17 protein-coding genes are annotated in these 25,556 nt (G+C 67.5%); 12 read left to right on the top strand and 5 right to left on the bottom strand.

From position 1 onward, the window contains the following. Window positions 1–260 precede the first annotated feature (260 nt). On the top strand, window positions 261–1,424 hold the full coding sequence (locus O3597_RS20215; protein ID WP_281602071.1) for a hypothetical protein: 1,164 nt from the start codon (window positions 261–263) through the stop codon (window positions 1,422–1,424). Between the two features lie 182 nt (window positions 1,425–1,606). Here the strand turns inward: O3597_RS20215 and O3597_RS20210 are convergent, their stop codons facing one another. Continuing rightward, a complete protein-coding gene (locus tag O3597_RS20210) occupies window positions 1,607–1,915 on the bottom strand; it encodes a winged helix-turn-helix transcriptional regulator (protein ID WP_164450062.1) in 309 nt (102 codons plus the stop codon). A gap of 196 nt (window positions 1,916–2,111) precedes the next feature. On the opposite strand from O3597_RS20210, the gene O3597_RS20205 reads away from it, so the two are divergent. Then, window positions 2,112–3,011, top strand: coding sequence for an NAD(P)-binding domain-containing protein (locus tag O3597_RS20205; RefSeq protein WP_281602070.1), 900 nt, complete (start codon window positions 2,112–2,114; stop codon window positions 3,009–3,011). An 85-nt stretch (window positions 3,012–3,096) separates the two neighbouring features. Here the strand turns inward: O3597_RS20205 and O3597_RS20200 are convergent, their stop codons facing one another. Further along, window positions 3,097–3,540, bottom strand: coding sequence for a winged helix-turn-helix domain-containing protein (locus tag O3597_RS20200; protein WP_164449963.1), 444 nt, complete (start codon window positions 3,538–3,540; stop codon window positions 3,097–3,099). Window positions 3,541–3,646: 106 nt separating this feature from the next. Here O3597_RS20200 and O3597_RS20195 point away from each other — a divergent pair, with 106 nt between their 5' ends. After that, window positions 3,647–4,879 carry a multidrug effflux MFS transporter gene (locus tag O3597_RS20195; RefSeq protein ID WP_281602069.1) on the top strand — a complete coding sequence of 411 codons (1,233 nt, stop codon included), beginning with the start codon at window positions 3,647–3,649 and terminating at the stop codon, window positions 4,877–4,879. An 85-nt stretch (window positions 4,880–4,964) separates the two neighbouring features. Here the strand turns inward: O3597_RS20195 and O3597_RS20190 are convergent, their stop codons facing one another. The 3 genes from O3597_RS20190 to O3597_RS20180 all read right to left on the bottom strand — a co-directional run bounded on the left by O3597_RS20190 (window position 4,965) and on the right by O3597_RS20180 (window position 8,644). Then, a complete protein-coding gene (locus O3597_RS20190) occupies window positions 4,965–5,765 on the bottom strand; it encodes a hypothetical protein (RefSeq protein ID WP_281602068.1) in 801 nt (266 codons plus the stop codon). A 138-nt stretch (window positions 5,766–5,903) separates the two neighbouring features. Next, window positions 5,904–6,338: a VOC family protein gene (locus tag O3597_RS20185; protein ID WP_281602067.1), complete on the bottom strand. Its 435-nt coding sequence runs from the start codon at window positions 6,336–6,338 to the stop codon at window positions 5,904–5,906. Window positions 6,339–6,427: 89 nt separating this feature from the next. Beyond that, the gene (locus O3597_RS20180) at window positions 6,428–8,644 is read right to left on the bottom strand and encodes a choice-of-anchor J domain-containing protein (RefSeq protein ID WP_281602066.1); all 2,217 of its coding nucleotides are present in this window, start codon (window positions 8,642–8,644) and stop codon (window positions 6,428–6,430) included. A 299-nt stretch (window positions 8,645–8,943) separates the two neighbouring features. Here O3597_RS20180 and O3597_RS20175 point away from each other — a divergent pair, with 299 nt between their 5' ends. The 9 genes from O3597_RS20175 to O3597_RS20135 all read left to right on the top strand — a co-directional run bounded on the left by O3597_RS20175 (window position 8,944) and on the right by O3597_RS20135 (window position 25,534). Next, a complete protein-coding gene (locus O3597_RS20175; RefSeq protein ID WP_281602065.1) occupies window positions 8,944–9,945 on the top strand; it encodes a helix-turn-helix domain-containing protein in 1,002 nt (333 codons plus the stop codon). Beyond that, window positions 9,942–10,745 (top strand): hypothetical protein, encoded by an 804-nt coding sequence (locus tag O3597_RS20170; protein WP_281602064.1) that lies wholly within the window; start codon window positions 9,942–9,944, stop codon window positions 10,743–10,745. The genes O3597_RS20175 and O3597_RS20170 overlap by 4 nt, the downstream gene beginning before the upstream one ends. Window positions 10,746–11,390: 645 nt before the next feature. Next, window positions 11,391–12,185, top strand: coding sequence for a hypothetical protein (locus O3597_RS20165; protein ID WP_281602063.1), 795 nt, complete (start codon window positions 11,391–11,393; stop codon window positions 12,183–12,185). A gap of 40 nt (window positions 12,186–12,225) precedes the next feature. Beyond that, the gene (locus O3597_RS20160) at window positions 12,226–12,912 is read left to right on the top strand and encodes a hypothetical protein (RefSeq protein ID WP_281602062.1); all 687 of its coding nucleotides are present in this window, start codon (window positions 12,226–12,228) and stop codon (window positions 12,910–12,912) included. Continuing rightward, complete coding sequence (locus tag O3597_RS20155) at window positions 12,905–14,272, top strand: AAA domain-containing protein (protein ID WP_281602061.1); 1,368 nt, start codon at window positions 12,905–12,907, stop codon at window positions 14,270–14,272. Before O3597_RS20160 ends, O3597_RS20155 begins: the two co-directional genes overlap by 8 nt. Before the next feature lie 63 nt (window positions 14,273–14,335). Further along, a complete protein-coding gene (locus O3597_RS20150; protein WP_281602060.1) occupies window positions 14,336–18,991 on the top strand; it encodes a DEAD/DEAH box helicase family protein in 4,656 nt (1,551 codons plus the stop codon). Next, the gene (locus O3597_RS20145; protein WP_281602059.1) at window positions 18,988–20,559 is read left to right on the top strand and encodes an NERD domain-containing protein; all 1,572 of its coding nucleotides are present in this window, start codon (window positions 18,988–18,990) and stop codon (window positions 20,557–20,559) included. The genes O3597_RS20150 and O3597_RS20145 overlap by 4 nt, the downstream gene beginning before the upstream one ends. A gap of 11 nt (window positions 20,560–20,570) precedes the next feature. Continuing rightward, window positions 20,571–23,708: a helicase-related protein gene (locus O3597_RS20140; protein ID WP_281602058.1), complete on the top strand. Its 3,138-nt coding sequence runs from the start codon at window positions 20,571–20,573 to the stop codon at window positions 23,706–23,708. Further along, entirely contained in the window at window positions 23,636–25,534 is a 1,899-nt protein-coding gene (locus tag O3597_RS20135) for a DUF1998 domain-containing protein (protein ID WP_348650293.1), read from the top strand. Before O3597_RS20140 ends, O3597_RS20135 begins: the two co-directional genes overlap by 73 nt. The last annotated feature ends 22 nt before the right edge of the window (window positions 25,535–25,556 follow it).

The raw sequence follows: 25,556 nt of genomic DNA, 5'->3' as shown, positions 1-25,556 counted from the left end.
GCCGCTTGGTGGTGGGCGCGTGTTGCAGCCCTCGTCTACTCCCCACAACTGATCGGCGTACCGGTGGCCGGTTACGTCACAGCCGCCGGAACGGAAGGCGAACGGGGCAGAGCGGAACCGCCGTCTCGTCCGTATTGCTCCACCGATCGGGTAATTCGACCACTTCTGGCCGTGTCCATGCCGGTGCTCGCAACCGTTAACACTGTGACACCCCATCTGGTGGCCTGCGGTTGGTGGCATGCGCGGCGAAGGAGTTCGGCGTGGCGAGGACTGATTCGACGGGTTCGACATGGCGGTACCGGTGGGCGCGCCGGCAGAACGAGCGCCGGCTGCGGCTGTTCCGCAGCGCCGAGGGAGGCTGGCGGCGACGCGACGACGAACTGCGCCGCCTGCGTACGCTCGCCGAGCAGTGTCAGGGCTCGGCCACGGCCGGCGACGGACTGCCGCTCGAACTGGCCCCCGACGAGGTCGTACTCCGAGTGGTGCCGGCCGCCCAACTGGTGGAGATGCGGCACAACGCCGTGCTGCCCGCCCCCGACCTGACCGTGGGTACGCCTACCGGTCGGCTGCGTCGGCGCCTGCCCGACGGGGTACGGGTCACCGACGCCGGCATGGCGGTGATCACCAACCGGCGGCTGGTGCTGCTCGGCGGGCGGGGCCGGCGCGACTGGGCGTACGGCCGGATGACCGGTCTGGCCCACGACCCGCATGCCTCGGTCACCCTGATCCAGGTGCTGGACCGGCGGCGGACCTCCGGCGTGCTGCTGCGCCCGGACGTGGCGGCCGAGTTCCGGTTCGTGTTGACCCTGGCCTTCGCCGACGCCATCGAGCAGCGGCAGGCGGTCATCGACCAGCTCGACGAGCTGATCGACGAGCACGCCCGGCTGCGCCCGTCCCGCCCGGGCATCGCCACCCCTGGCCAGGCCCGACTGTTGACCCTGATCCCGGGCGGCCGGCGGACCGCAGTGGTCGCCGCCGCTCTCGCCGTGATGGTGCCGGTGGCCCTGGCCAACTCCGGCCCGTCCGACCCGACAAGCACCGAAACCGCGGTGGCCGCCCCCGGAGCGCCGGCCGCGACGGGCACCTCGACGACCCCGCGCTCCACCGGCACCTCGAAGACCCCGCGTCCCACTGGCTCCGCGCCGGCACCGCGCGCCACCGGTTCGGCCAAGCCGGGCTCGGCCAGCCCGAAGCCCGAGCGGCGCTGCGGCGCCCCCGAGAACCCGATGGGGTACGACTTCTGCGGCGGGGAACGGGTCCGCGAACCCGCCCGCGAGGTGTGCGACCACTTCGACTGCGTGCCCGGCTTCTGGGAGGGCCGCGGCTACCTGGTGCAGTGCGAGAACGGCAAGGTCAGCCTGGCCGGCGGCAGCCCCCGGGCCTGCGGCCTGCACGGCGGCGTCCGCCGCACCGTCACGACCTGACCCACCCACCCAGCCCCCTCCGCACAACGCTGGGAAAGGCCGCACTATCCCCGAAGGTGCTGGGTGGTGCCGGGTGCGAGGCCGCACTATCCCCGAAGTTGCTCACTGGCCGCGGGGTGAGGGTGCAGTTTCCCCGAAGGTGCCGGGTGATGTGCGGACCCGGCGGCGGGCGACGGGCGCGGTCAGGGGGAGACGGTGGGGGCCTCGGCGGCGAGACGCTCGGCGCGACGTTGGCCCCACTCGCCCAGCGGACCGAGCGCCTCGTTGAGTGACCGGCCGTGCTCGGTGAGGGAATACTCCACTTTGGGCGGGACCTCGCGGTAGACCTCGCGGTGGACCAGACCGTCCTGCTCCATCTCACGTAGGTGCTGGATGAGCATCTTCTCGCTGACCCCGGGCAGACCCCGTTTCAGCTCACCGAACCGCCGGGTGCCGTAGTTGTCCAGCTCCCACAGGATCAGCGACTTCCATTTTCCGGACACCACGTCCATCGCCGCGTCGATCCCGCAGATGTACGGGCCGCGCCTCTCACTCGATGTCACGGGTTCGCCTCCCGGTAGCCGACCTTCAATACTTACCTTGAGGTAAGTATTGAACAAAATAGTGGGTACTTGTCATGCGGATTGTGATCGCCAACCATGGCGATGCCGGCCAGCACCGGGCAGGGCGGCACTGGGGGAGTGTCCAATGAGCGGAAACAGCGATCTCCGGCCGGTCACCGTCATCGGTCTCGGACCGATGGGGCAGGCGATGGCCACCGCCCTGATGCGCGCCGGACATCCGGTCACGCTGTGGAACCGCACTCCGAGCCGGGCCGACGCCCTGGTCGCCGGGGGCGCCAACCTCGCGCCGACGCCCGCCGCCGCCGTGGCCGCCAGCCAACTGACCATCCTCAGCCTCACCGACTACCCGGCGATGTACGACATCCTCGGCCCAGTGGCCAGCCAGCCCGGGGCACTGGCCGGGCGCACCCTGGTCAACCTCAGCTCCGACACCCCCGACACCTCGCGACAGGCGGCCGAGTGGGCCACCGGACACGGCGCGCGGTTCGTGACCGGCGGGGTGATGGTGCCCGCCCCCGCGATCGGCACCAACGAGGCGTACGTCTTCTACAGCGGAGCCCGCGAGGCGTTCCAGCACAGCGAACCGGTGCTGCGGATCATCGGAGAGCCGAGGTACCTGGGTACCGATCCAGGGCTGGCGCAACTCTTCTACCAGGCTCACCTCGATGTCTTCCTGACCTGCCTGTCCAGCCTGCTGCACGCCACCGCACTCGTCACGACGGCGGGCGTGCCTCCGGCGGAGTTCCTGCCCGGCGCGCTGACCACCCTCACCGACATCCCGGCGATGATCGGCGACGGGCTGGAGCTGGCGCGGGCACTGGAAGCCGGCGAGCACCCGGGCGACCTGAGCACGGCACGGATGATGGGCGCCACGGCCGAGCACATCCTGCGGACCAGCGAAGCGCTGGGTGTCGACGTCGCGCTGCCGAAGGCGGTCAGGTCGCACTACGAGCGGGCGGTGGCGGCCGGCCACGGCGACCAGGACTGGACCGCCCTGTACGAGGTGATCCGGGCCCAGGGCTGACGGGTACCGCTTCATCCGGCTGCCGTCCCGGCGCTCACCGCGCCGGTCCGCCACCCACCCGTCCCGTGGCGGGGACCGGCGTCGCTCAGGGCAGCTCGGCGGCGTGGTCGGCCAGGCGGGACAGGGCGGGCACGGCGGTGCGCAGCCGCTCCCGGTCGGTCGCGTCGAGGTCGGCCAGGGCGGCGGCGAGCAGCTCGCGGCGGTAGCGCCCGTAGGCGGCGATGCGCTCGTACGCCACCTCGGTCAACGCCAACCGGACGGTACGCCGGTCGGCCGGATCCCGGTCCCGGCGCAGCAGGCCCGCGGTGGTCAGCTCGCCGACCAGGGTGCTCACCGTGTTCGCGGCGGTGCCCAGACGCGCGGCGGCCTCCCGGACGCTGATCCCGGGCTGACGCTGCACCAGCCGCAGCACCTCGACCTGCGCGTCCGGCAGGGCGGCCCGGCCGGTCCGCTGGAGGGCCCGGCGACGGAGCACCCGATGCAGGTCGCTGAGGGCGTCGCCGAGCTGGTCGAGCGTTTCGTCGGTCACAGTGCCGCCCCTTCACGCTGCAACACCTCTGTAGGCAGAGCTATCGTAGCCGGACGCCCCCGGCAGCCGGCCACGCCGTGGTGGCACCGACCGCCGAGGGGAACCGATGCCGCAGACCGACGTGCCCGTACGCCCGGCGGAGCGGATCACCCCACCCACCGGCCGCGCCGCGCTCGGGCTGCTGGCGCTGCTCGGCTCCCTCACCGCGATCGGCCCGCTGTCGCTGGACACCTACCTGCCGGCATTTCCCGGGATGACCCGCGACCTGGCCGCCAGCCAGGCACAGATCCAGCTCTCCCTGACCACCTGCCTGATCGGCATGGCGCTGGGCCAACTCGTCACCGGCCCGCTCAGCGACCGCTGGGGCCGGCGCCGCCCGGTGCTGGTCGGGGTCGCCGCGTACGCCCTGTTGTCGCTGGTCTGTGCCCTCGCGCCGTCGGCGGAGACGCTCGCGGTGGCCCGCTTCGCGCAGGGCTTCGCCGGCGGCATGGGCACGGTCGTCGCCCGGGCGGTGGTGCGTGACCTGTACTCCGGCCGGGCCGCCGCCAAGTACTTCTCCCGACTCGTCCTGATCTTCGGCATCGCGCCGATGGTCGCTCCCGCCCTCGGCAGCCTGGTGCTCAACGTCGGCGACTGGCGCACCATCTTCGTCGCGCTCGCCCTGGTGGGTGCCCTGCTCGCCACCACCGTCGCGCTGCGGCTGCCGGAGACCCTGCCCGCCACCCGACGCAACGCCGGCGGCCTGGCCGCGACCGCCGCCGCCGGGCGCACGCTGCTCACCGACCGCATCTACCTCGGGTACGCGCTGACCCAGGGCCTCGCCTTCGCCGGCCTCTTCGCCTACCTGTCCGGTTCGTCGTTCGTCCTCCAGGACGTCTTCGGCCTCTCCGCCGGCACGTTCAGCATCCTGTTCGGCGCCAACGCGCTCTCCTTCGTCGCCGTCGGCCAGCTCAACGCCCGCCTCCTCGACCGTTACGATCCCCGGCCCCTGCTGGTCACCGGCCTCGGCCTCGGCCTGCTCGCCGCCCTCGCCGTGCTCGCCGGTGCGCTGCTGAACAACCTGCCCGTGGTCGTCGCCGCGCTCTTCGTCTTCCTCGGCTCGCTCGGCCTGGTGATGCCCAACGGGACCGCCCTCGCCCTGGACCGGCACGCCTCCCGCGCCGGCACCGCCGCGGCGCTGCTCGGTGGCATCCAGGCCGTGGTCGCGGCAAGCGCCGCCCCACTTGTCGGGCTCGGCGGAGAGGGCAGCGCGCTCCCGATGGCCGTGGTGCTCAGTGCCGCGGCCGCCGCGTCCCTGCTGATGCTACTGACCCTCGCCCGCCCGGCCCGCGTGCGGTAGCTCCGGTCGTTGCAAGGCTGCACGGCTCTTCCGACTCCGCCCGGACGCTGACCCTGCCGGCATCGTCACCACGGATCCCTGACACTCAGCCGGGCGGGGTGCTCTGGTCGCGCGGGTTGCACGGGTCGTGCTGGTTGGGCGGGACGGCCTCGTCAGGCCGGCGGGCGATCAGGCTCGACAGCTCGTCCAGCATCGAGTCCACCTCGGCGCGGTCGTAGCCCAGCTCGCTGGTGGGCAGCTCCGCCCGAGCGCGATCGAACATCGTCTTGGCTTCCGATCGCACCACCGACTGTTCGAGGAGAAGCACGTCCTGTCCAATCTGGATCAGCTGGTTGACCCGCGCGGGCTCGTACCCTTCCGGCCGCATGGTGAACTGCGGCGAGTCGAAACGGGCACGGTGTAGTTGGCGGACGTCTGTGAAGCGGCTCCCGGCGAAGCGGGCCAGCACCGCCGCCACCTCTTTCACCGGCTGCCTGACATCGACGAGGTCGAACAGGACCAACGCCGGCCGTCCGTCGAGCGGGCTCCGACCGTCGAACGGGCCGCCGATCGTCGAGCCCGCCGCCGGCACCAGCAGCAGAAAGGTGGAGATCGGGTGCTTCTCGCCCACCGTCGGCACCTGCGGGTCGAGGATGATCGCGTCGACCTCGGCCCATGGCACCGCCCGGCTGAACCCGGTCACCTGGACGACCAGCCCGTTCGGCCCGATGTGAAACTTGAACGGCTGGCGATGGGCGAGGACCATACCGCCGCCGGTCAGCAGGGTCATGAAGCCGAAGATCCACCCGAACACGGTGAGACCCTCGATGCAGCCCAGCACGAGCGCGCCGGTAACGAAGAGGAACAGGCCGAGCACCAACAGGGTGCGGTGTCTACGCAACTCCACATCGATCCCCTCGGATGCGAGTCGTTGGGGAGAGCATGGCACGGTGGATAGCCGGGCGGCGGCCCAGCGACGGGTAGGCGACCGTCGCGGACGGCGACTGCCCGGCCCACCGTGCTGTCCGGGTGAAGCCAGGTCGGGTCAGGTCGCGCCGAAGTCGGGGACGGTGATGGTGCCGTCCGCGGCGATCGGGAAGCCGGGGTTCCAGGCGATCTCCCAGAGGTGACCGTCCGGGTCGGTGAAGTAGCCGGCGTACCCGCCGTAGGAGGTGTCGCGGGCCGGTTGGGTGACCACGGCACCAGCTTGGGCGGCGGCGGCCATCAGATGATCCACCTCGGCGCGCTCGCGGACGTTGTGTGCCAGCGCGACCCCGGCAAAACCGCCCGCGGCCCGGTCTTCGACACCGGCGTCCTCGGCCAGTGACTGGCGCGACCACAGCACGACGGCGAGCCCGCCGGCCTGGAAGAAGACGGTGTGCTCGACCTCCTGGCCCTGCCAGCCGAGCTGCCGGTAGAAGTCGCGGGACCGGGCCAGGTCGGCGACGCCGAGCGTGATCAGGCTGAGACGCTGCTCCATGACCGCAACCTAGCCCGGGGCTGCGACAGCTTCCGAAACAGAAGAACTCCCGGTGCCGCGCCGGGCGGCACCGGGAGTTCCTGCTCAGGTCAGCTCAGCGGAGCGCCGCCGGGCTGCGCCACGTTGTTCACCGTGAGGGTGTACGGGGCGTACTGCGTGACCTGCTCGGTCGGCTCGTCGTAGGCGACGATCGCGACCACCTTCGGGAAGGCGGACAGCAGCGCCGTCTGGATCAGACCGAGGGTGAAGTTCGACTTGCCGTCGACCTCCACCTGGTAGGCCAGCTTGAGCTTCTCGTTGATGCCGACGAACCGGACGTTCCAGTTCGCCACCGGCGTCGGGTTGATCTCCGACGGCGAGTCGAACGGTTCCAGGCTCGAACCGTCGCTGACCAGCGTGCCGCCGACCGCGATGTCGTCGATCAGCAGACCGCCCTCGTTGACACCGCCGTCGCTGACGTACCGGAAGCTGACCAGCACGTCCTGCCCGGCGTACGCGGACAGGTCGAACGAGTGCGGCTGGAAGCCGTCGGTGGTGCCGTTCAGCGCCGGGCCGAGCGGACCGGCGACCGTCTCCTCACCGGGGATGACGGTCCAGGTCTCGCCGCCGTCGGTGGAGATGCTCACGTAGCCGTAGTCGTAGCCGGCCTCGGCACCGTACTTCGCCAGGAAGGTCAGCGTCGGGTCGGCCGCCGGCACGGTCACCGGGGTGACCGCCGCGACGTCCAGGCTGTTGCCGTTGCCGGACCACAACACCGGGTTTCCACTGCGATCCGGGTCGTCGTCGACGATCTGCCAGGCCAGCGGGACCGGCGGCAGCGTCTTCGCGCCCTGGAACTTGATCGAACGCAGGTCGCCCAGGCCCAGCGGCTTGCCGTTGGCTTTCTGCAGGGTCACGTAGTCGGCGCCGTTGGGTGCCGCGCCGGCAGCCGCGTACGAGGCCGGGTTGGCCAGGTTCACCGTGGCGTCGAGGCTGGCCGTGGTGACCCGGCGCTTGTCCACCCCGAGCATGATGCCCAGCTTGGAGTTCCCGACGATCCGGTCCACCAGGTTCATCGTCTGGTAGTCGTGGATCACCTTGTACATGTCCTTGACGCCCTCGGCCTTCAACGCCGCCTCAAGGCTGGCGAAGCCCTGCAGCTCACCGTCGCGGTGCAGCCGCGAGATGAAGTCCAGGCCGTAGCGGTCGTACAGGAACAGCACGAACGAGTAGACGTTGCCGTAGTCGGCCAGCACGCCACTTGACGTGCTGCCCTCGTTCCACAGGTTTATCGAGTTCTCCGGGCCGCCGCAGTCCCGTGGATTCGTGTTGTAGTCCGTCTGGACGGTGCCGAAGCCCTGGAAGCAGTAGATGTGGCTGTCCGTGCCGGGCTCGTCGACCCGGGCGGTGGCGTCGACGTACCCGGCGAGCGTCTGCACGAAGTCGGAGAGACCCTCGTTCAGCCAGGTCGTCTCGAACGGGTCGGTGTAGTAGTGCGCCAGGTGCTGCCACTCGTGGATGAACGTGCCCTCGTACAGCTGCGGGCGGGCCGGCCGGCTGGTGCACAGGTCGTCGGTCGGCTCGTTCGGCGGGTTCGCGCCGGTGCGGTGCGCCCAGTCGAACGCGTCGACAGTCATGATGTTGCGGTCGAGCAGCTCGTTGAAGAGCGAGAAGTGGAACCCGGCGATGTAGCTGGGGGCGGCCGGGAAGTCGTAGAAGTTGTCGTCGCGTACGTTGTCGACGAGGGTGACCGTCCGGTTACCGGCACCGGTGAAGTCCCCGCCGATCTGCGCGTTGCTGCCGTCCCGCTCCGGCGGGGTGCTGAACGCGGCGGTCGACTTCGGGTACATGTTGGTGTCGAACTCGTTGACCAGGTTCGCGACCTGCTCGTCGGTGACCACCGTGGAGTTCGGAATCTGCCGACGGCAGTCACCCTCCGGGAACTCCGTGTCGTTGGCGACCCACACCTCGATGTTGTCGCCCACGCCGCGCAGCGTGTAGTCCTTCAGGTAGATGATGCCCTGGTAGTCGTCAAGCGCCAGCCACTGCCGGACCGTGCCGACCGGCGGCGTGTCGGCCGCCACGGCCTTCGAGCGGGCCTGGGTACGCGGCTGATACTGGGTCGGCGCCTCCAGGCGCTGCCCGTTGAAGGTGAAGTCCTTGCGGGTCAGCTCCCGCACATCACTGGCAAGCCCCGTGGCCGGTGCCGGCACCGGCTTGACGGTCGCGGCCTCCGGGGTGGCCGAGGCGGCGGTCGGCTGAGCGATGACGAGTAACGGTAGGACGATGGCGCTGGCTGCTATCCCCGCGAAGCGGCGTCGTGCCACGAAACCTCCTCATAGGTGGAAGACCACCGGCCCGGGGTGGCCCAGGCGCCGGTGGATCTACGCACGCTGATCGAGCGTCCCCGTATCCTGTGCACGTCGCTACCGATCAGGCAACCCTCTACCGCCATCGATCAGCAAGAACCAACTGATCGATGGCAATTTGTGGTGATCGAGGCAAGACATTCGGCGGCTTCGACGGGGCGGTTCCGGGATTCCGGTCAGCATCGTCGGTCTTCTGACCAACTCGGCTGAGAAGCTGGCGAACAGGGTGTATAAGTATTACCGAAGGAGGTTGGGTGATGCTTATATCGGCGTCCGTCTGGCAGGCGCTGACTGAAGCGGGGGTCGCGCTCGTGCCGCGTGCGGCTGACCGGGTTGAACTGAGCTACGCCGATGCCCGCGCCACGCTGACCGTCATCGCCTCCCCTACTCCGCTGACCCCGCGCGACATCACCATGTCGATCGACCGCCACGCCGGACCGTGTCTGATCATCGTCCCGTCGGCGACGGTCGCAGTGCGGGAAGCAATCGACGCCGCCGGCTGGTCCTGGCTGATCGACGGTGAGCAACAGGTGACGGGTGTGCTGCGCCTCGACGGGGAACGGGTCGCGCTGCGACCCCCAACGGAGGCAGTGAAGCGATCAGCCAAGCGCGGTCGGGTGCCGTGGGGCACCTTCACCCTGGTCCGCCGGCTGATCCAACGGCCGTACGCGACCCAGCAGGAACTGGCCGTCCTCGTCGGCGTCTCCCAACCACGGATCTCCCAGGCGCTGGCGGCACTGACTGACAAAGACCTCGTGCGCCGCACGCCGAGCGGCTGGGTCGTGCGGGATCTTGACGAAGCGATCCGGTGGTGGCTGTCGACCTATCCGGGACCGGGAGGCATCAGCACCTACTGGTACAACCTGGCTCCAGTGGTCGAGCAGGCCCGGGCGATCGTCGAAATGGCCGCGCAAACAGATGCTGCCGGCGTCGTGGTGTCCGGGGACGTCGCGGCCGACATCATCGCCCCATGGCGTGCCCCGACACGGGCGATCATCTACGCCCGCGACGGAGTGAACCTGGCCGACGCGGGGTTCGTGCCCGCTGGCGGCGAGGAGGCGACGCTCGAACTCACCGTGCCGAGCGATCCGGGTCTGTGCCCACCCTCCGGCCAGGCGGCGCCCGGCCTTCCGCTCGCCGATCCGCTTCAGATCCTCTGGGACGTCCGGCGCTCGCCAGGCCCCGACAACGAAGAGGCGGCGCAACGCGTGTGGAACACACTGCGCCAACGCCACCATGATCGGAGGCATGCGGCGTGACCGGGTCGACCCCAGTGGCACCGCGTTCCGTCGCACTCGTCTCGACCAGCCGAGCCGCAGACGCAGGATTCCTCACCCTTGCTGACCTGGCGAAGATCACCACCACGCTCGAAATCGACCACCGGATTGTCGGCGGTCACATGGTCACTCTGCTCGTCGCGCTGCACGGCGTGTCCGCGCAGGTGCCACTGCGCGAGACGGCGGACGCCGACTTCGCCGCCCTGCCCACCGTCGTCGCTGACCCTCGCCTACCGGCCGAACTCGTCGGGCGCGGTTACACATCTCGGGAGGCAGCCAACCGGTTCACCCGCGAGGTCGAAGACTCCCAAGGGCCGCTGACTCTGGTGGTCGACATCCTCGCGCCGTCGTACCGGGGTGCCTTGGTGCCCAACCAACGACACGGCGAGTTGGTGGTCGACGAGGTGCCCGGCCTCGTGCTCGCGCTGCATCGGCCTGCCGAGCTACTCGACGTCCACGTCCAGCTCACCAGCGGCAAGGCGCTCAACCTGAGCGTCATGCTCCCGGACGTGGCATCCGCGCTCTGCCTGAAGGCGCTCGCTTACCGCGGACGGCTCGCGGCCAAGGACGCGGTTGATCTGTGGCGGCTCATCACCGCGGCTCATGCGGCCGGGCTGCGGGTAGCGGACTGGCCGGGCAGCGTTACCGGCCGCCAGGCCGCAGAGGTGCTGCACCGCTTCTTCGGCGTACCTCAAGCGGCCGGCCTGAAGCAGGTGTCTGCCAGTACTGCGGACCGCACCCGGATGCTGGCTTTGGTGAGACAGGTCGTGCCGGTTCCATAGCCAGACAGCAACCCCCGCTTGCCGTCCCGGTGGTCGCATGCGATCCGAAACATCATCGGAGAACACCGGGCGAAGTAGAACGGTACGTAGTCGGCTACGACCCCGCCCGGAGGGCAGGAGACGGGACGATGTCGCCGATGAGCCTTGATCTCCGCGGCGCCGACGTTGGTCGCCGACTGCGGACCCACGCTGCTGTCCGAGAAGAGCCGGCCGGCCTTCAGGATGCGCGGCAGGTTGTCGACGTGCGTGAAATGCGTGATCAGGGTCGGCTTCGGTAGGCCGACAATTCCCACGTCTGTCCTAAGGGGTAGATAAGTGCGGAGCCGAAACCCTGGCCAGCGAGCCGGGGACTACGCATCCACTCAAGCGCCTGCCAGGCGTGCATTCAGGGCAGAATGAACCCCATGTCCGGTAGCCGAGGCACAGATTGTCGTACGCCGGACAGTTCTGCTATCTCCGATCAACGCTGGCTAGCTCATCTGTTGCGTCGTCTCGGCCAAAAGGTCGAAGACCTGATCGAGCAGAGGGTGGTCATCACCCGTCCGGGTCTCCCTTCCAGGTGCTCGGCGAAGTAATGTTCCGCTCGTCAACGAAATTCGAATTGGGGCTTTACTGGAAAAGACTGGAACTTGTAGCATGTTCGGCATGGCGGAGCCCATTGACAACGTCGAACGTCGGATCAGCACCCTACGGGCTGCCGTCCGACGGGCGGTGATGGCTCGCGATGACGTTCAGGCAACGGCCTTGCGTGCCGAGCTGCGGGCCGCCGAGCGCGACTGGGAGCAGGCCCTCGGTGTTCTGACCAAGCAGGCCGACGGGCAACTCGCCTCGGTGGAGTCGCCGCTGGTGTCACTGCGGGACCAGGTGCACCATGCCCTCACCCTGCTCTCCGCCCCAGCGGCACCGAAGTTGATCGCCGAGGTCCACAACGCCTTCCTCGGAGTCGCTGGCACCGCATTCGCCACCGGCAAGCTGACGCACCTGCGCCGGGACGAGGAGCGGTCGTTCCGGACGGCACGGCACTCCCGGCCGTACTATCTCTGCTCGACCTTGACCGCCGAGCACCTGACGCCCGCCCGGGGTCTGCTCGCCGTGTCGACATGGCCGCTGGAGCGGCGCATCGTCGGGCCGTTGAGCCCGCGGGTCGATTTCCTGAACGCCGCCATCCAGGTCGCGGAGCAGGCCACCCGTCTCCCCGAGCAGACTCTCCCGGTGGCACGCCTGCTCTGGCGCTTCGCCGCCAACATCCCCGGCGCCGCGGGCGGGCACGAAACCACTGACCCGGCCATCGTCATCAAGGCCGCAAGAGCCGAGTTGGAGATACACGCCGACGCTGACCGCACGCAGCGGGCCGAGGCGGCCGAGCGGGCGCGAGTCCAGCTCGACGAGGCAGAACAGCTCTTCGGTAACCGGCTGCGGGTCCTCAAGGGGTCGGCATGAGCAGAGTGAATTGCCGGTTCCCGTACCGGAAGCAGTTGTCGTGAGCCAGCAGACGCTGAAGGAGCAGATCGTCGCCCGGCTACGCGCACAGCCTGGCGGAATGACCGATGCAGAGCTGGCCATCGCGACCGGCAAGCTGCACCAGCAGATCAACCAGCGGTGCCGGCAGATGGAGACGGTGGGAATCCTGACTCGGGACCGCAGCAGCGGCGTCATCGTCAACCGGCTCCGCAGCCAGAATGCATCTGGCCCGGTCGCGCAGCCGCGCCCGGTGCCGCACTCGGAACGCAGCTGGGACTGGGAGGGCAACGTCCAGGCCGTGCTGTGCCGGTGGCTTGAGGAGCAGGGCTGGCAGCTGCTCCAGGTGGCAGACACCGCGACCAAGCAACAAGGCACCGACGTCGTCACGGAACGTGCCGGGCAGCGTCTCCACGTCGAGGTCAAGGGCTACCCGTCGAAGACGTACGCCGACCCGCGCCGTGCCGGCGAGGTAAAACCGACGCAGCCGACGCTTCAGGCAGGGCACTGGTACGCCGACGCTCTGGTGCAGGCGCTGCGGCTACGCGAGAAGCACAGCGGCGACCAGGTCGCGATGGCCTTCCCGGACGCTCCGCGCTACCGCTCGCTGCTGGCGGAGACGGCCAGCACCCTTCGGAACATGCGGATCGGTGTCTTCCTGGTGGCGGAGGACGGTCTAGTCGAGCTCTGGGAGGCGACCAATGGCTGATCTCCTGGTCCAGCCAACGGCACGTCTCGGAAGCGCCGACGGCGCGGGCGCGACGTGGTCGGCGCCGGACGAGGCGGAGCGGGTGGTCAGGGCGGTGCTGGCCGACCTACACTCCGGCGAGCATCGTGGCGTCGTGGTGGACTCGCCACCGGGCGCCGGCAAGTCGAGCCTGGTTGTCCATGCGGCCATCGAGCTGGCCCGCGTCGGCGAGCCGCTGATCGTCATCGCGCAAACCAACGAGCAGGTCGACGATCTGATCGACCGGCTCGCCCAGCAGGCGCCGGACCTGCACATCGGCCGCCTCTCGGCGAATGACTACAGCGCCACGGAGCGGATCAAGCGGTACGCAACGGTCCGCGTCGCCGCCAAGGTCGCCGACCTCGGCGGTCCGTCGATCATCATCGGTACGGCCGCGAAGTGGTCGAGGGTGTCCGAAGGCTGCTGGCCCTGGGCGATCGTCGACGAGGCGTACCAGGTGCGGTCGGATGCGCTGCTACGCGTGGCCGGCCGGTTCGAGCGGGCGCTTTTCGTCGGTGACCCCGGTCAGCTCGACCCGTTCTCCACCGTCGAGATCGAACGCTGGGTCGGCCTCACCTGGGATTCGATGCAGTCCGCCGTGGCCGCGCTGTTGTGGCACAACCCGGACCTGCCGGTACACCGGCTGCCGGTGTCGTGGCGGCTGCCGCTGTCGGCGCCGGTGGTCGCCGAGGCGTTCTATCCGTTCACCGGCTTCCAGGCTGGTACGGCGCCCGGGGAGCGGTCGCTGTCGTTCAGGACGGCTGGGCTCGGGCACGGCCCGGTCGACGCGTCGCTGGAGACGGCGGCGACGGGCTGGGCGCTCTACGAGTTGCCCGCTCGACACACGTTGCGCACCGACGCCGAGGCCGCTGCCGCGTGTGCTGACCTGGCCCGTCGGCTGCTAGAGCGTGGGGCCGTCGCCGTCTCCGAAGGCGAGGCCGGCGGGGCGCCCGTCACCGTCAACCGGATCGCCATCGGCGCTGCTCATCGGGACCAGGCCGCCGCCATCCGTGCTCACCTCGGCGAGGCTGAAAGCGGCGTTACTGTCGACACCGCCAACCGGCTCCAGGGCCGAGAGTACGACGTGACGATCGTGCTGCATCCCCTGTCAGGACGGCGGGATGCGACAGCGTTCCACCTGGAGCCGGGGCGGCTCTGCGTGCTCACCTTCCGGCACCGACAGGCCTGCATCGTCGTGGCCCGGGCCGGGATCGCCGAGCTGTTGGACGCACATCCGTCCGCTGAGCCCGTGCACCTCAATGCCCCAGTCAAGTTCCCCGATGGCTGGGAAGCGAACCAAGCAGTTCTCGCCCACCTGTCCCCTCACAGACTCCCTGCCTAGGCGGAACGATGACTCCCTCAGACTCTTATCTGGTAACGCTCCTTCCACCCGAGGCGAGCGAAAATGACTGAGGACCGGAAATGGGGACAGTTCGACCCGGCTCTGGTGCAGTGGCTCTACGACCACCGCCACCGGGCTATAAAGGTGTACCGTGCCAACCCCCTTCTGGTGGCGGAGCATGCCAACCAGGAGGACAGCTATCGAACCGGTGGGTATGCGCAGCGGCAGTTGTTGGAGCTGGTTCAGAACGCCGCTGATGCCCTGCATCGCAGCGGCAGCCGCGGACGCGTCGAGCTCCGCCTGACACGCGACGCACTTTACTGCGCCAACGAGGGCGAGCCCTTCACACAGGCTGGGCTCGAGGCCGTTTGCCACGCCTTCCTGAGCCCGAAGCGGGGCGAAGAGATCGGCCGGTTCGGCCTGGGCTTCAAATCGGTCCTGGGCGTCAGCCAACGCCCGGCCGTCTTCAGCCGATCGATCTGCTTCGACTTCGATGCGGAGAGGTCGCGAACCGAGCTTCTCGCCATCGCGCCACTCGCCCGGCGGTTCCCTGTGCTACGCCTTCCGTCGCTCCTTGACGCCGAGCACGAGATGAAGACGGACGAGACTCTGCGGGACCTCGCCTCCTGGGCACAGACAGTGATTCGCCTCCGGCTGTCGAACGACCGCCCTCGCCTCGAGCAGGAGATGCGCGATTTTCCAAGCGAGTTTCTGCTCTTCGTGCCCAATGTGTCAGTCCTGCATCTGGTGATCGAGGGAGATGTCGGCTCGCGGTTCGAAGTCGAGCACAGATGTGTGGAACTGCCAACCGGTGACCTGCGTCTTGAGGGCGACGCCAGCCAGCAAGCCGACTGGCGGGTGTGGCATCGCACCCACCGTCCATCGGAGCAGGCGTTGGCTGAAGTCGGCGAGGCGGTGCGGCGCGAGGAGGTTCGCGTCTCGTATGCGGTTCCGCTGGCGGACGCGCAGCAACTCGGGCGGTTCTGGGCCTACTTTCCCTTGGCGGATGAGACATCGGCCCGCGGAATCATCAACGCGCCATGGCGAGTCAATGACGACCGCACCAACCTTCTCAGCGGAGTCTTCAACAACGAGCTTTTCGACGTCGCTGCGGAGATGATCGTCGCCGGAGTAACCACTCTGACGACAGGCGAGGACCTGGCCAGACACTTCGACTACCTCCCTGCACGTGGGCGGGAGGCGCATAACGACGCAGACCGTTACCTGACCGAGCGAGTACCGCGCATAGCTGCGCAGACTCGCTGCGTGCCGGACGCGGACGGGCAGCTGCAACTCCCGAAAAATCTGCGCTTGCCGCATTTCGATCTGCGTCTGGAACTCCCTACACATCGCGCGTGGCATGAGGCTCCGGGCAGGCCGGCGCAAGTGCCACACTGGTCCTGCTACCAGACAGCCACACGACGGGCGCGACTGCGCTCGCTCGTTCGAGCCGAGGACATGAAGGTCTCAGACTCGGAGGTCGGGGCAGACGAATGGCTCGAGTTGATCGTGCCGGATGGCACCGACGAGCAATGCAGGTCCGCCCTGCAGATTTTGGCGACCGTCAGGGATGACCTGACCCGCCGAGACATGCAGGCTGCGAGCGTCCTACCCGATACCTCCGGTCGTCTGCGGCGACTCGACGAGACGGACCAGGTCTTCCTGCGAGGTCACGTGCTGAGTTCCACCGCAGGTCTCAGCCTGGTCCGCGGATCGTTCTTGAACGGCCGGGGCGTAGAAGATGCCCTGCGCAACCTCGGATTCCGCGATGTCGACCCAGCGTTGGAGCTCAGGAAACTCCTAAAGAAAGCCGGGAGGGACTGGGGCGACTACGAATGGACTGCCTTCTGGGAGCTCGTCGATGAGGTGTCTGTCGCCGACGCGCAGCGCCTGCTGGAGGAACACGTTGCCCTCGGCGGTCGCCTCTGTGTTCGTTGCCTGGATAGGTCGTGGCATGTGGTGGGGAACGTCGTCGTTCCTGCGGTCGTGAAACCCCGCAGGGCCTCGCTCGCCCTGGACACCGAATTTCATGATTTGCATCTGACTATTCTTCGCGCGGTTGGCGTGGACGCTCGGCCGACCGTTACCCGTGCGGCGCTGCTTGACCCAACGTACATGGAGTACGTGCGGAACGTGCGAGAGCAGCATCTGCGCGACTTGCCGCCACTGGGGCGCCCTGACCCGGGCCTGCTGCACTTCGATAACGAGGCGGTCGGCCCCCTGCACATGCTTCGACGCTTCGCCGACACAGATGATCCAGCGTCTTTGGAGGCGTGGACGCGTGAGCTGCTCAATGTAGACGCGCCGGAACGCACACGCTTGAGGCACCGTAACCACCGCCTCTTCCCTAATGTGCGGGAGGTACAAGCGCCCCATCTTTGGGCTGCAAGGACGTACGGTCGTTTCGCTACGGACTGGGGATCTCGCAGGGCGGAGGAAGCCGTCGGTAGAGGGCTGGCAAGGTACTCGCCTCTGCTTCCCGTCGCGCACTGGGAGTCGACAGCCAAGCTTTCGCTACCAAAGACGCTCGTCGACGTATCCGCCGTTGTCTGGCGGGAGTTTCTCACGCGCGCGCCTGCCGAGGCTGACCCATGGAGCCTCGGTCAGTTGCTAACCGAGGCCGCACGGTGCCTCGTTGGGGAGACGCCCTTGCAGGTACCTGCGCTGTCTGAAGCGTCAGGAGTGCTGGCGGCGCCGGACGAGGTCCTCCTCGCGCGCACGGAGGAGGAACTCCGTGCGTTGTCGGGACGTCGCTTGCCGTACGTCGCCGTAGCGAAGGACGAGGATGCTGATCTGCTGATCGACAGATGGGGTTGCCGGGAGGCTTCCGCGCAACTTCGCGTTCAGGTTGTTGCGGAGATGCCCGGAGAGCCGGTGGTTCTCCTCGACCGGTTCCGGGCCCTGCGCGCCCTCGCTGGCGGGGGTCTGGACGGGTTTGAACTCGTCGAGTGTCAGGGCCTGGCGAGGGAGATAACGGCCGCGGGTGGCATCGATCGGGAGCCGATCGACTTTGCACAAGACGGAAACACAGTCTTCTACCTGGCGAGCCTCGAAGACGAAGAGCTTCTGGGCAGGCTCGCGGGGGAGTTCGATCTACGACTCACGACGATGAGCATCGCGCGTATCCTCAGCGACGCCCAGGACGAGCAGATCAGGTCACGCATGGCGACGTGCCGGATCGAGCGCGATCCCGCCAAGAAGCTCTTGACGCTTGTCGATTCGCGCGTTTTGGAGTCGAAGCTGCCCGCGGGCCTGCTTCAAGCCGTCCGGCACCTCGGGGACAACGGAGGTGATTACCAACTGGCGGAGCTCCTGCTGCACGTGCATGGGTATGACGTCCTGCGCGAACTCCGCCACGAACTGCAGGAAGCCGGGTTCCCGGTCCCAACGCAGTGGGCAGGTTCTGCTCCAGCTATCAGCTTCGTCCGACAACTTGGCCTTCCCGCCGAATACGCTGGCGAGCGAGGGCAGCGACTTGAAGCTGACCTCACTGTGCCGGGCCCACCCGACTTGAACCCCTTGCACCCATACCAGGAGAAGCTGGCTGGGGATATTCGCCAGCTGATCAAGGATCCCGATCGCGCGCTGCTGTTCCTGCCCACAGGGGCTGGAAAGACACGCGTCACGGTGCAGGCTTTGGTGCATGCCTTCGTCGAAGACGGCCTGAATGGACCGTTGCTGTGGATCGCGCAGAGCGAGGAACTCTGCGAGCAGGCAGTCCAAACCTGGAGCGTGGTCTGGAGGCAGTTCGGCGACCGCAGGCCACTTCGACTTTCCCGTCTATGGGACCGGAACGAGGTGGCTCCCAGCGACGACGAGGTCATGGTGGTGGTCGCGACCGACGCCAAGCTCGCAATCTGCCGGGACAAGGACGACTACGACTGGCTGAGTCAACCATCTATGGTCGTAATCGACGAAGCCCATGTGGCAACGGGGAAGGACTACACCGCGACGCTGAGATGGCTAGGGCTGGACCATCGCAAAACAACGCGTCCGCTCCTCGGCCTGACGGCGACTCCGTTCAAAGGCACAGGCGGCGAAGAAGCGAACATACGGCTGGCCACCCGGTTCGACAAGCGTCTGCTGGACGCACTCGGCGAAGACCCGTATGCGGCACTACAGGCTCAGGGCGTCCTCTCGCGGGTAGAGCACCGCATCCTCGACGGCGCGAATCTAGAACTCGATGCGCAGGAACGGGAATATGCCCTCAGAACCCGGCAGCTCCCGCAGGGTGCGCTCGATCGATTGGGGAAAGATCAGGCCCGCACACAGCGGTTACTGGAGGATATCGGGTCATTGCCCGACGAGTGGCCCGTCCTGGTCTTCACCGCGTCGGTGTTGTCGGCACAGGTCCTCGCCGCGCTGCTTCGTGTGCGCGGCATTGGCTCGGCAGCCGTCAGCGGGGCGACCCGTACTCAGGAGCGGCGCCGTAGCATCGAGGCGTTCCGCGCGGGCGACATCAGAGTCTTGACTAACTGCAATGTGCTCACTCAGGGATTCGACGCGCCGAGTGTCCGGGCCCTGTACATCGCCCGGCCCACCTTCAGCCCTAACGCCTACATACAGATGGTCGGACGTGGTTTGCGAGGACCAGCGAACGGCGGCAAAGAGGCGTGCTTGGTCGTCAACGTCGCAGACACTTTCGGCCAGTTCGGCGAGCGCCTGGCCTACCAGAAGTTCGACTATCTCTGGGAGCGGCAAGGGGGTCGGCTTCGGTGAGGCTGATTCCTGACCTCGACCGCCTCGGTAGCGTCGGAAGTACCGCGGAGCTTCGCGTTGCGAAGCTGCTCGCACAGGCCGAGCTGCCGGAGCCAGCGATGTGCCTGTACTCCGTGCATCTGCCTGCGCATGAGTACAAGCGGATGTCGGAGGTGGACTTCCTGGTCGTGTGGGACGACATGGTCCTGGTGATCGAGGTCAAAGGCGGCCGGCTTGGGCGGCACGGCGGAACATGGACCGTTAGGGACCGCTACGGGGAGATAACGGAGAAACGCGAGGGGCCGTTCGAGCAAGCACGTTCAGCGATGTTCGCGCTCGAGGCACGGTTGCAACAGCGGATCCCTGCCCTGGATGTCGCGTTCGGGTACCTGATCGTCACTCCAGACCAGGAACTTGGCGACGATCTTGAGTGGGAACCTCAGCAGCACGTGGGCTTCCGGTCGATGACAGTCTCGGGCATTGAGAAGGCTCTCGAAGAAGCGCGCCGCTTCTGGAAGTCGCGGACCGGCCGGCCGGTCCGGGGCGGCGCCTACCGTGACCTGCTGAAGGTGCTACGGCCCGATTTCGACCGTGTCCCGACGCTCCGAAGTAGCAGGGTCAACCTCGAAAGCGAGTACGTTCGACTGGCCGAACGGCAGTACGACCTGTTGCTGGGCGCCGAACGCAACCCGCGAGTTCTCTGCCTCGGCGGGGCGGGCTCGGGCAAGACGTTGCTCGCAGTCGAGACGGCCCGTCGTGCCGCGCGGCAGGGCCTTCGGGTCATGCTTACCTGTCGCTCCGAAGCGCTTGCGCGGGCTCTCCGGGAACAGCTCCGCGGGACGGACGTCGTCTGCGTTCCTGTCGGCGGCGCATTCGGCGCCGGCCCTGTCGATGTGCTCGTCGTCGACGAGGCGCAGGACATCCTGAACGTCGAGTCGTTGCTGGAACTGGATGAGCTGGTCGTCGGCGGTTGGTCAGGCGGACGGTGGCGCGTGTTTTGCGACCCGAACAACCAGGCGAACGTGGATGGGACGTTCGACCGTGGCTGTTTCGACGAGTTGTCGGCACTCTCGTCGGTGGTCGAGCTGCCGTTCAACTGCCGAAACACCGCGACCGTCGTGCACCAGACGCAGATGGTTACGACCGCCGACCTGGGGGTCGCCCGGGCGGGCGAGGGGCCGCCCGTCGAGTACAAGCGGTGTGTGGGCAAGAGTGCAGTCGCAGCTGTCCTCGACGCCCAGCTCAAGCGTTTGCGGAAGGACGAGGTCGACCTGGCTGACGTTGTCGTGGTGACGATGTGTGACAAGGTCTCCGAGAGCGCTGCGATGGCTACCAGGGCTTACCGGACAGGGCGACTCGTCGCGGGAGCGGGAGGTGTCGGGCCCGGAGTGGACACGGCGCGTCTGGTCACCGCCGCCGATATCAAGGGGCTGGAAGCCGCTCATGTCTGTGTCGTCGACGTTGACGACGTCCAGGGCTCCGTGTCCAGGGCACGGTTGTACGTCGCGATGACCCGACCACGAATCAGCCTTTGGCTCGCACTGTCGGAAAGCGCTTGGCGACAGATTGCAGAGGGACCGACCGAGTGAGGAGTGAACTGATGCATGCCTACGACCCGGTTTCAGTCCGGGACGACCTGGTGCAGTACCTCCGAGAGCAGTACCTCGGGCCAGCGAGCGGTGAGGAGGAAATCGTTCAAGGGCGGCCGGACAGGATCTACCTCGTCGGTACACTTTACCCCCGTGGTCGGTCGGCGGAGCGAATCGACGGCAGCGTCTTGGGCGACGTTTTACACGACGAGGAGCTGGACGAGCCCGTCGAGCTCGCCAACGCCTGGCACCCCGCCTCCGCAGCCATCTCGTTCCTCCACGACGCTGTCACTCTGCGATGCACCGTCACAGCAGCGGTCTATGAGCCGGAAGTCCCCGACGGCGGCGAAGGTGGCAGGGATCGCTGGCGGCGACGAAGGTTGATGCAGGAACCGGTCGAGGTCTCGGCGGATACCGTTGCTCCGGTCAAGAGACAGAACGTCTTGGAAGACCGTGCCCGGCTCGTGTCGGTGTGGAGGCCCGTCGGCGCACGGTGGCTCGTGACCGTGGCGTTGGAGAACCTCGCCGAACATGACGAGGCGGACTCCCCGCCCCCTACCGAGCAGTGCCTTTTCCAGGTCGACGTGCGGTGCGAAGCCTTGGGTGGCAGCATCTTGCCCTATCCGAGCAGCCAGGAGCTCAGCGCCGACGAGGAAGACGAGGAACTCCGCCTGCTCTATCGCGAGCGCCGCGCGTACGGCGTTGGCCACGGATGCTCGGTGATCTGGGAGTCCGGGCCCGACGGCACCGTCACCGTCGTGGCGACGGACATGCTTCCAGCGACCGTCGTTCCCGCGGTCAGGGCGAAGGGACTCAGCCTCCCGATCCTCGATCTCGCCCGTCTGGCTGACGAGACCCTGCCGGTCGACCGCCTCTGCGCCGAACTGAGCGAATTTGTCCTCGCCTACGAGGAGTGGATCGGCAAACGGGAAACGGAGGCGAAAGGGCTCGAGGAGCGATACCAGCTGGCCGCCGAGCGCTTGTTGGAACGGATGCGGCGCGCTGCCCACCGGATGAGGGAGGGCATCCAACTGCTGGGCGACGACAAAGACCAACGTCCGTTGCTTGCCTTCAGGCTCGCGAACGCCGCCATGCGCGAGCAGATGCTGCAGAGCCGCCACGTGAGGAAGTGGCCCGGCAGTCGTGGCGCTCCGCTGCCAGCGCGGCAGCTGCCCGCTGCGGAACCTGCCTGGCACCCGTTCCAACTCGGGTTCCAGCTGCTGTCTCTTGCTTCCACGGCCCTCGACACGCACGACGACCGGGAAACCGTCGACTTGATTTGGTTCCCTACGGGTGGTGGCAAGACGGAGGCATACCTTGGCCTCGCTGCATTCGAGATGATCCGGCGCCGTCTGTATCGAGGGATCCACGGCGGGGGCACTGCCGTCCTAACCCGGTACACCCTGCGGCTGCTGACCGCCCAACAGTTCCAACGCGCTGCGACGCTGATCTGCGCCTTGGAGCAGCTACGGGAGACGAGGCCGGAACTTCGGAATACACCGCCCTTCAGCATCGGCCTTTGGGTGGGTGGCGAGACCACGCCCAACAGCTTCCAGGACGCCCACCAGCTCACGATTGAGCTGAGAAAGGCTCAGGAACCGGAAAGCCCCTTCCAGATCCAATCCTGTCCGTGGTGTGGCAGTCCGCTCCTGCCGAGCACTAAACAGCAGGACTCTGGTGCGTACGGCGTTCGAACGACCAAGCACAGCTTTGAGCTGTTCTGCCCTCACGCCGAATGCCCTTTCCATTCTCTGTTGCCTGTGTGCGTCGTCGACGAGCAGATGTTCCAGGATCCTCCGACGCTGCTCGTCGCTACGGTGGACAAGCTGGCACGGCTCCCCTGGGTGACGGACGCTGGATCGTTGTTCGGTCTCGGTAACGTGCCCTACGACCCGCCCAGCCTGGTGATCCAAGACGAGTTGCACCTGCTGTCCGGCCCGCTGGGCACGACGGTGGCGCTCTACGAAGCCGCCGTTCAGAACTTGATCGGATGGCAAGGTTCACGCCCCAAGGTAGTGGCGTCCACCGCAACGATTCGGGCGGCAGATCATCAGGTGCGTGGGCTCTTCGGCTCGAAGGTTGCTCTTTTCCCGCCTAGCGGCCTCACCGCCGATAACAGCTTTTTCGCCGAGACGGATCACGACGCCCCGGGCAGGCTCTACCTGGGTCTCATGCCGCAGGCTCACACACAGGCCTTCGCGACCGTTCTCACCTGCGTCGCGTTACTGCAGGCACCGCGCTACCTCGGTCTGGAGGGTGACGCGCTTGACGCGTACTGGAGCGTCGTGGCTTATCACAACAGCCTGCGCGAGCTCGGCCGTACCGTGACCATCGCCCGGGACGACGTCGAGAGCATGCTTCGTGCCCGGGACAACAGAGACCGCCCGTCGCGTAGCCTGCGACGGGACGGAGTCGTCGAGCTCACGAGCAACGTGTCGGCCAACCAGTTGCCTAAGCTTCTGGCGCGGCTGGAGCGGCCGGTCCAGCATCCCGAGGCGATCGACCTTGTTGCGACGACCAACATGCTGTCGGTCGGTATCGACATCAGCCGGCTGGGGCTGATGCTGATGAACGGGCAACCCAAGACCACGTCCGAGTACATCCAGGCGACCAGCCGCGTGGGGCGGGCGAACGTGCCCGGACTCGTCGTGACGTTGCTTAGAGCAAGTAAGCCTCGCGATCGCTCTCACTACGAGGCGTTTCGGGCGTACCACCAGGCGCTCTACCGCTATGTGGAGCCGACGAGCGTAACGCCCTGGTCGCTGGCCTCGCGCCGCAGATCGCTTCCGGCCGCGCTTGTTCTTCTTGTCAGGCATGGCGCGGGCTTGCGCGCCAACGATGAAGCCGGTGACTTCCGGGCCGACGATCCTCTGGTGAGGGTGGCCGTGGAGAAGCTCTGCGCCCTTGCCCGCAAGGCCGACCCTGATGAAGCACAACAGGTCGAAACTGACTTGCGGCAGCTCGTCGATGACTGGGAGCACCGTAGTCGGCGGGCCGAGGAATTGGGCGAGCGGCTGAGCTACGACTCGAAGAACGGCCCGGCACTGCTCAAGGACTTCGGGGAGCAGCGCGATGGATGGGCCCTGATGCACTCGATGCGATCGGTCGACCGGCAGGTCCGCGTGGTGGCCGTGGGGGAGTCGTTGTGACGAAAAAGGGCCGGTCCAACATGAGAACCGTCAGGCTCAGCCAGGTCGTGTCTCCGTTCGGGGTGGGGGCTGTCTTCGATGTCCTCGGAGAATCCCTGATGGGCGTCGACATCAGCGGGTGGGCGTATAACAAGAGCACAAGGGTCGTGTCACGGCGGCTGGAGGAGGCTCTCGGCGTGAAAGAGCTGCGCTCGCCGCCGAGCGTCCCGTCCTACCCGTCCAAGCACACTCCCGGGATCCCCTACCAGCGCTTTCCGCGCTGGCTCTTTTGCCAGGACTGTCGACGTATGCGCTACGTACGGAGCCTCGAGGAGACCGGTGAGGCGCCGAAATGCGTGCACTGCACGGCACACATGGTGCCCATGCGATTCATCGCGGTGTGTGCGAAACGCGGGCACGTGATGGACGTTCCCTGGGACCGGTGGGCGCACTCGCAGCCGGGAACCGAGGACCAGAAGCGATGCCGCAAGCAGGAGCTGCGCTTCGAGACGAGGAGCGGCGGATCTGAAGGGCTGTCCAGCCTGGTCGTGCACTGCATGACCTGCAAGGCGTCGCGGGACCTCGGCGAGCTTCCGAGCCGGGACTCTCTGAAGAGGATCGGTGTGCGGTGCTCCGGAACGCAGCCGTGGCAGCGGGGCAGTTTTTCGTGCGACGAACGGATTGAGGTCCTCCAGCGTGGGGCTACCAACGTCACTCTTTCAGAGACGACTACGGCGTTGGATATCCCGGAACCGACCGTTCCGGCTCGGGACCTCGAGGCTGAAATCCGGCAGCACCGCAACTTCGACGATGTTCGTACCGCTCCCGACGGGCCGCGGGCCGCGGTGCTGGTCGAGTTGATCGCCGAGGATCTGGGGGTGTCCAAGGATCTCGTCCTGCGCGTCGTCAGAGGTGACGGGGGCACGGACTCGGCGGAGGGCTTGCGCGAAACCCGAGCAGGGTTGCTCAACGGCGAGTGGCGGGCGTTCATGCAGGCCACCGACGCCGACGGTGAGCCGACGGGGAACCCCAACTTCATCGTGTCGTCCGCAGAGCTCGTGGCGGGCGCGGGCAGTCACGTGCACAGCTTGCTCGCCGAGAAGGTCCAGGACGTTGTGTTGGTTCATCGCCTACGGGAGGTCCGGGTCCTTCACGGGTTCCGTCGATACGACCTTGCCGCGGACGTCGTTCCGGTCGACCTCGGGTCTCGCGGGCGGGAGCGCTGGCTTCCGGCAACCGAGTCGTTCGGAGAGGGCATTTTTCTGTCATTGGACCAGCAACGGTTGGCCTCCTGGGAGCAGATCGAAGCCGTCGTCGAACGTACGGAAATCCTCGAGCGACGCCGCCGTGACAGCCACATCGGATCACGATTCGCGGAGGTCTCGCCGAGGTCGGTTCTTCTTCACACACTCGCACACCTGCAGATCCGTCGCTTGGCCTTCTCTTGCGGCTACTCGGCGGCCTCCCTGCGCGAGCGTATTTACGCTGGCGTCGGGCCGGACCCGGAAGCCGGGTTTTTGATCTATACGGCGGCTGGCGATGCCGAGGGGACCCTTGGCGGGCTTGTCCGGCAGGGCGAAGACCCGCGCCTTGCGCAGACGCTGCTGGCCGCACTTGAGGAAGCGGCCTGGTGTTCCGCCGACCCGGTATGCCGCGAGAGCCGGGGGCAGGGGTTGAACAGCCTGAACCTCGCTGGCTGCCACGGCTGCTGCCTCGTCGGGGAGACGTCGTGCGAACGATCGAATGTGCTGCTCGATCGTGTCCTGGTGGTCGGTGACGACAAGACACCGGGATTCTTCGGCGATGTGGTCGAGGCCCTTCGAGCTGCCTCTGTGGATCGGATATGAGCGCGGCAGGGGAGCCACCTGG

Source organism: Verrucosispora sp. WMMA2044, assembly GCF_027497155.1.
Classification (GTDB): domain Bacteria; phylum Actinomycetota; class Actinomycetes; order Mycobacteriales; family Micromonosporaceae; genus Micromonospora; species Micromonospora palythoicola.
This window is presented reverse-complemented; position numbering and strand designations above follow the sequence as displayed.

Excerpts from the sequence above, each read along its gene's own strand:
- O3597_RS20135 (WP_348650293.1), top strand. The coding sequence starts at position 23,636 with ATGGGCCCTGATGCACTCGATGCGATCGGTCGACCGGCAGGTCCGCGT.
- O3597_RS20140 (WP_281602058.1), top strand. The coding sequence starts at position 20,571 with ATGCATGCCTACGACCCGGTTTCAGTCCGGGACGACCTGGTGCAGTAC.
- O3597_RS20185 (WP_281602067.1), bottom strand. The coding sequence starts at position 6,338 with ATGGAGCAGCGTCTCAGCCTGATCACGCTCGGCGTCGCCGACCTGGCC.
- O3597_RS20150 (WP_281602060.1), top strand. The coding sequence starts at position 14,336 with ATGACTGAGGACCGGAAATGGGGACAGTTCGACCCGGCTCTGGTGCAG.
- O3597_RS20165 (WP_281602063.1), top strand. The coding sequence starts at position 11,391 with ATGGCGGAGCCCATTGACAACGTCGAACGTCGGATCAGCACCCTACGG.
- O3597_RS20210 (WP_164450062.1), bottom strand. The coding sequence starts at position 1,915 with ATGGACGTGGTGTCCGGAAAATGGAAGTCGCTGATCCTGTGGGAGCTG.
- O3597_RS20175 (WP_281602065.1), top strand. The coding sequence starts at position 8,944 with ATGCTTATATCGGCGTCCGTCTGGCAGGCGCTGACTGAAGCGGGGGTC.
- O3597_RS20205 (WP_281602070.1), top strand. The coding sequence starts at position 2,112 with ATGAGCGGAAACAGCGATCTCCGGCCGGTCACCGTCATCGGTCTCGGA.
- O3597_RS20195 (WP_281602069.1), top strand. The coding sequence starts at position 3,647 with ATGCCGCAGACCGACGTGCCCGTACGCCCGGCGGAGCGGATCACCCCA.
- O3597_RS20155 (WP_281602061.1), top strand. The coding sequence starts at position 12,905 with ATGGCTGATCTCCTGGTCCAGCCAACGGCACGTCTCGGAAGCGCCGAC.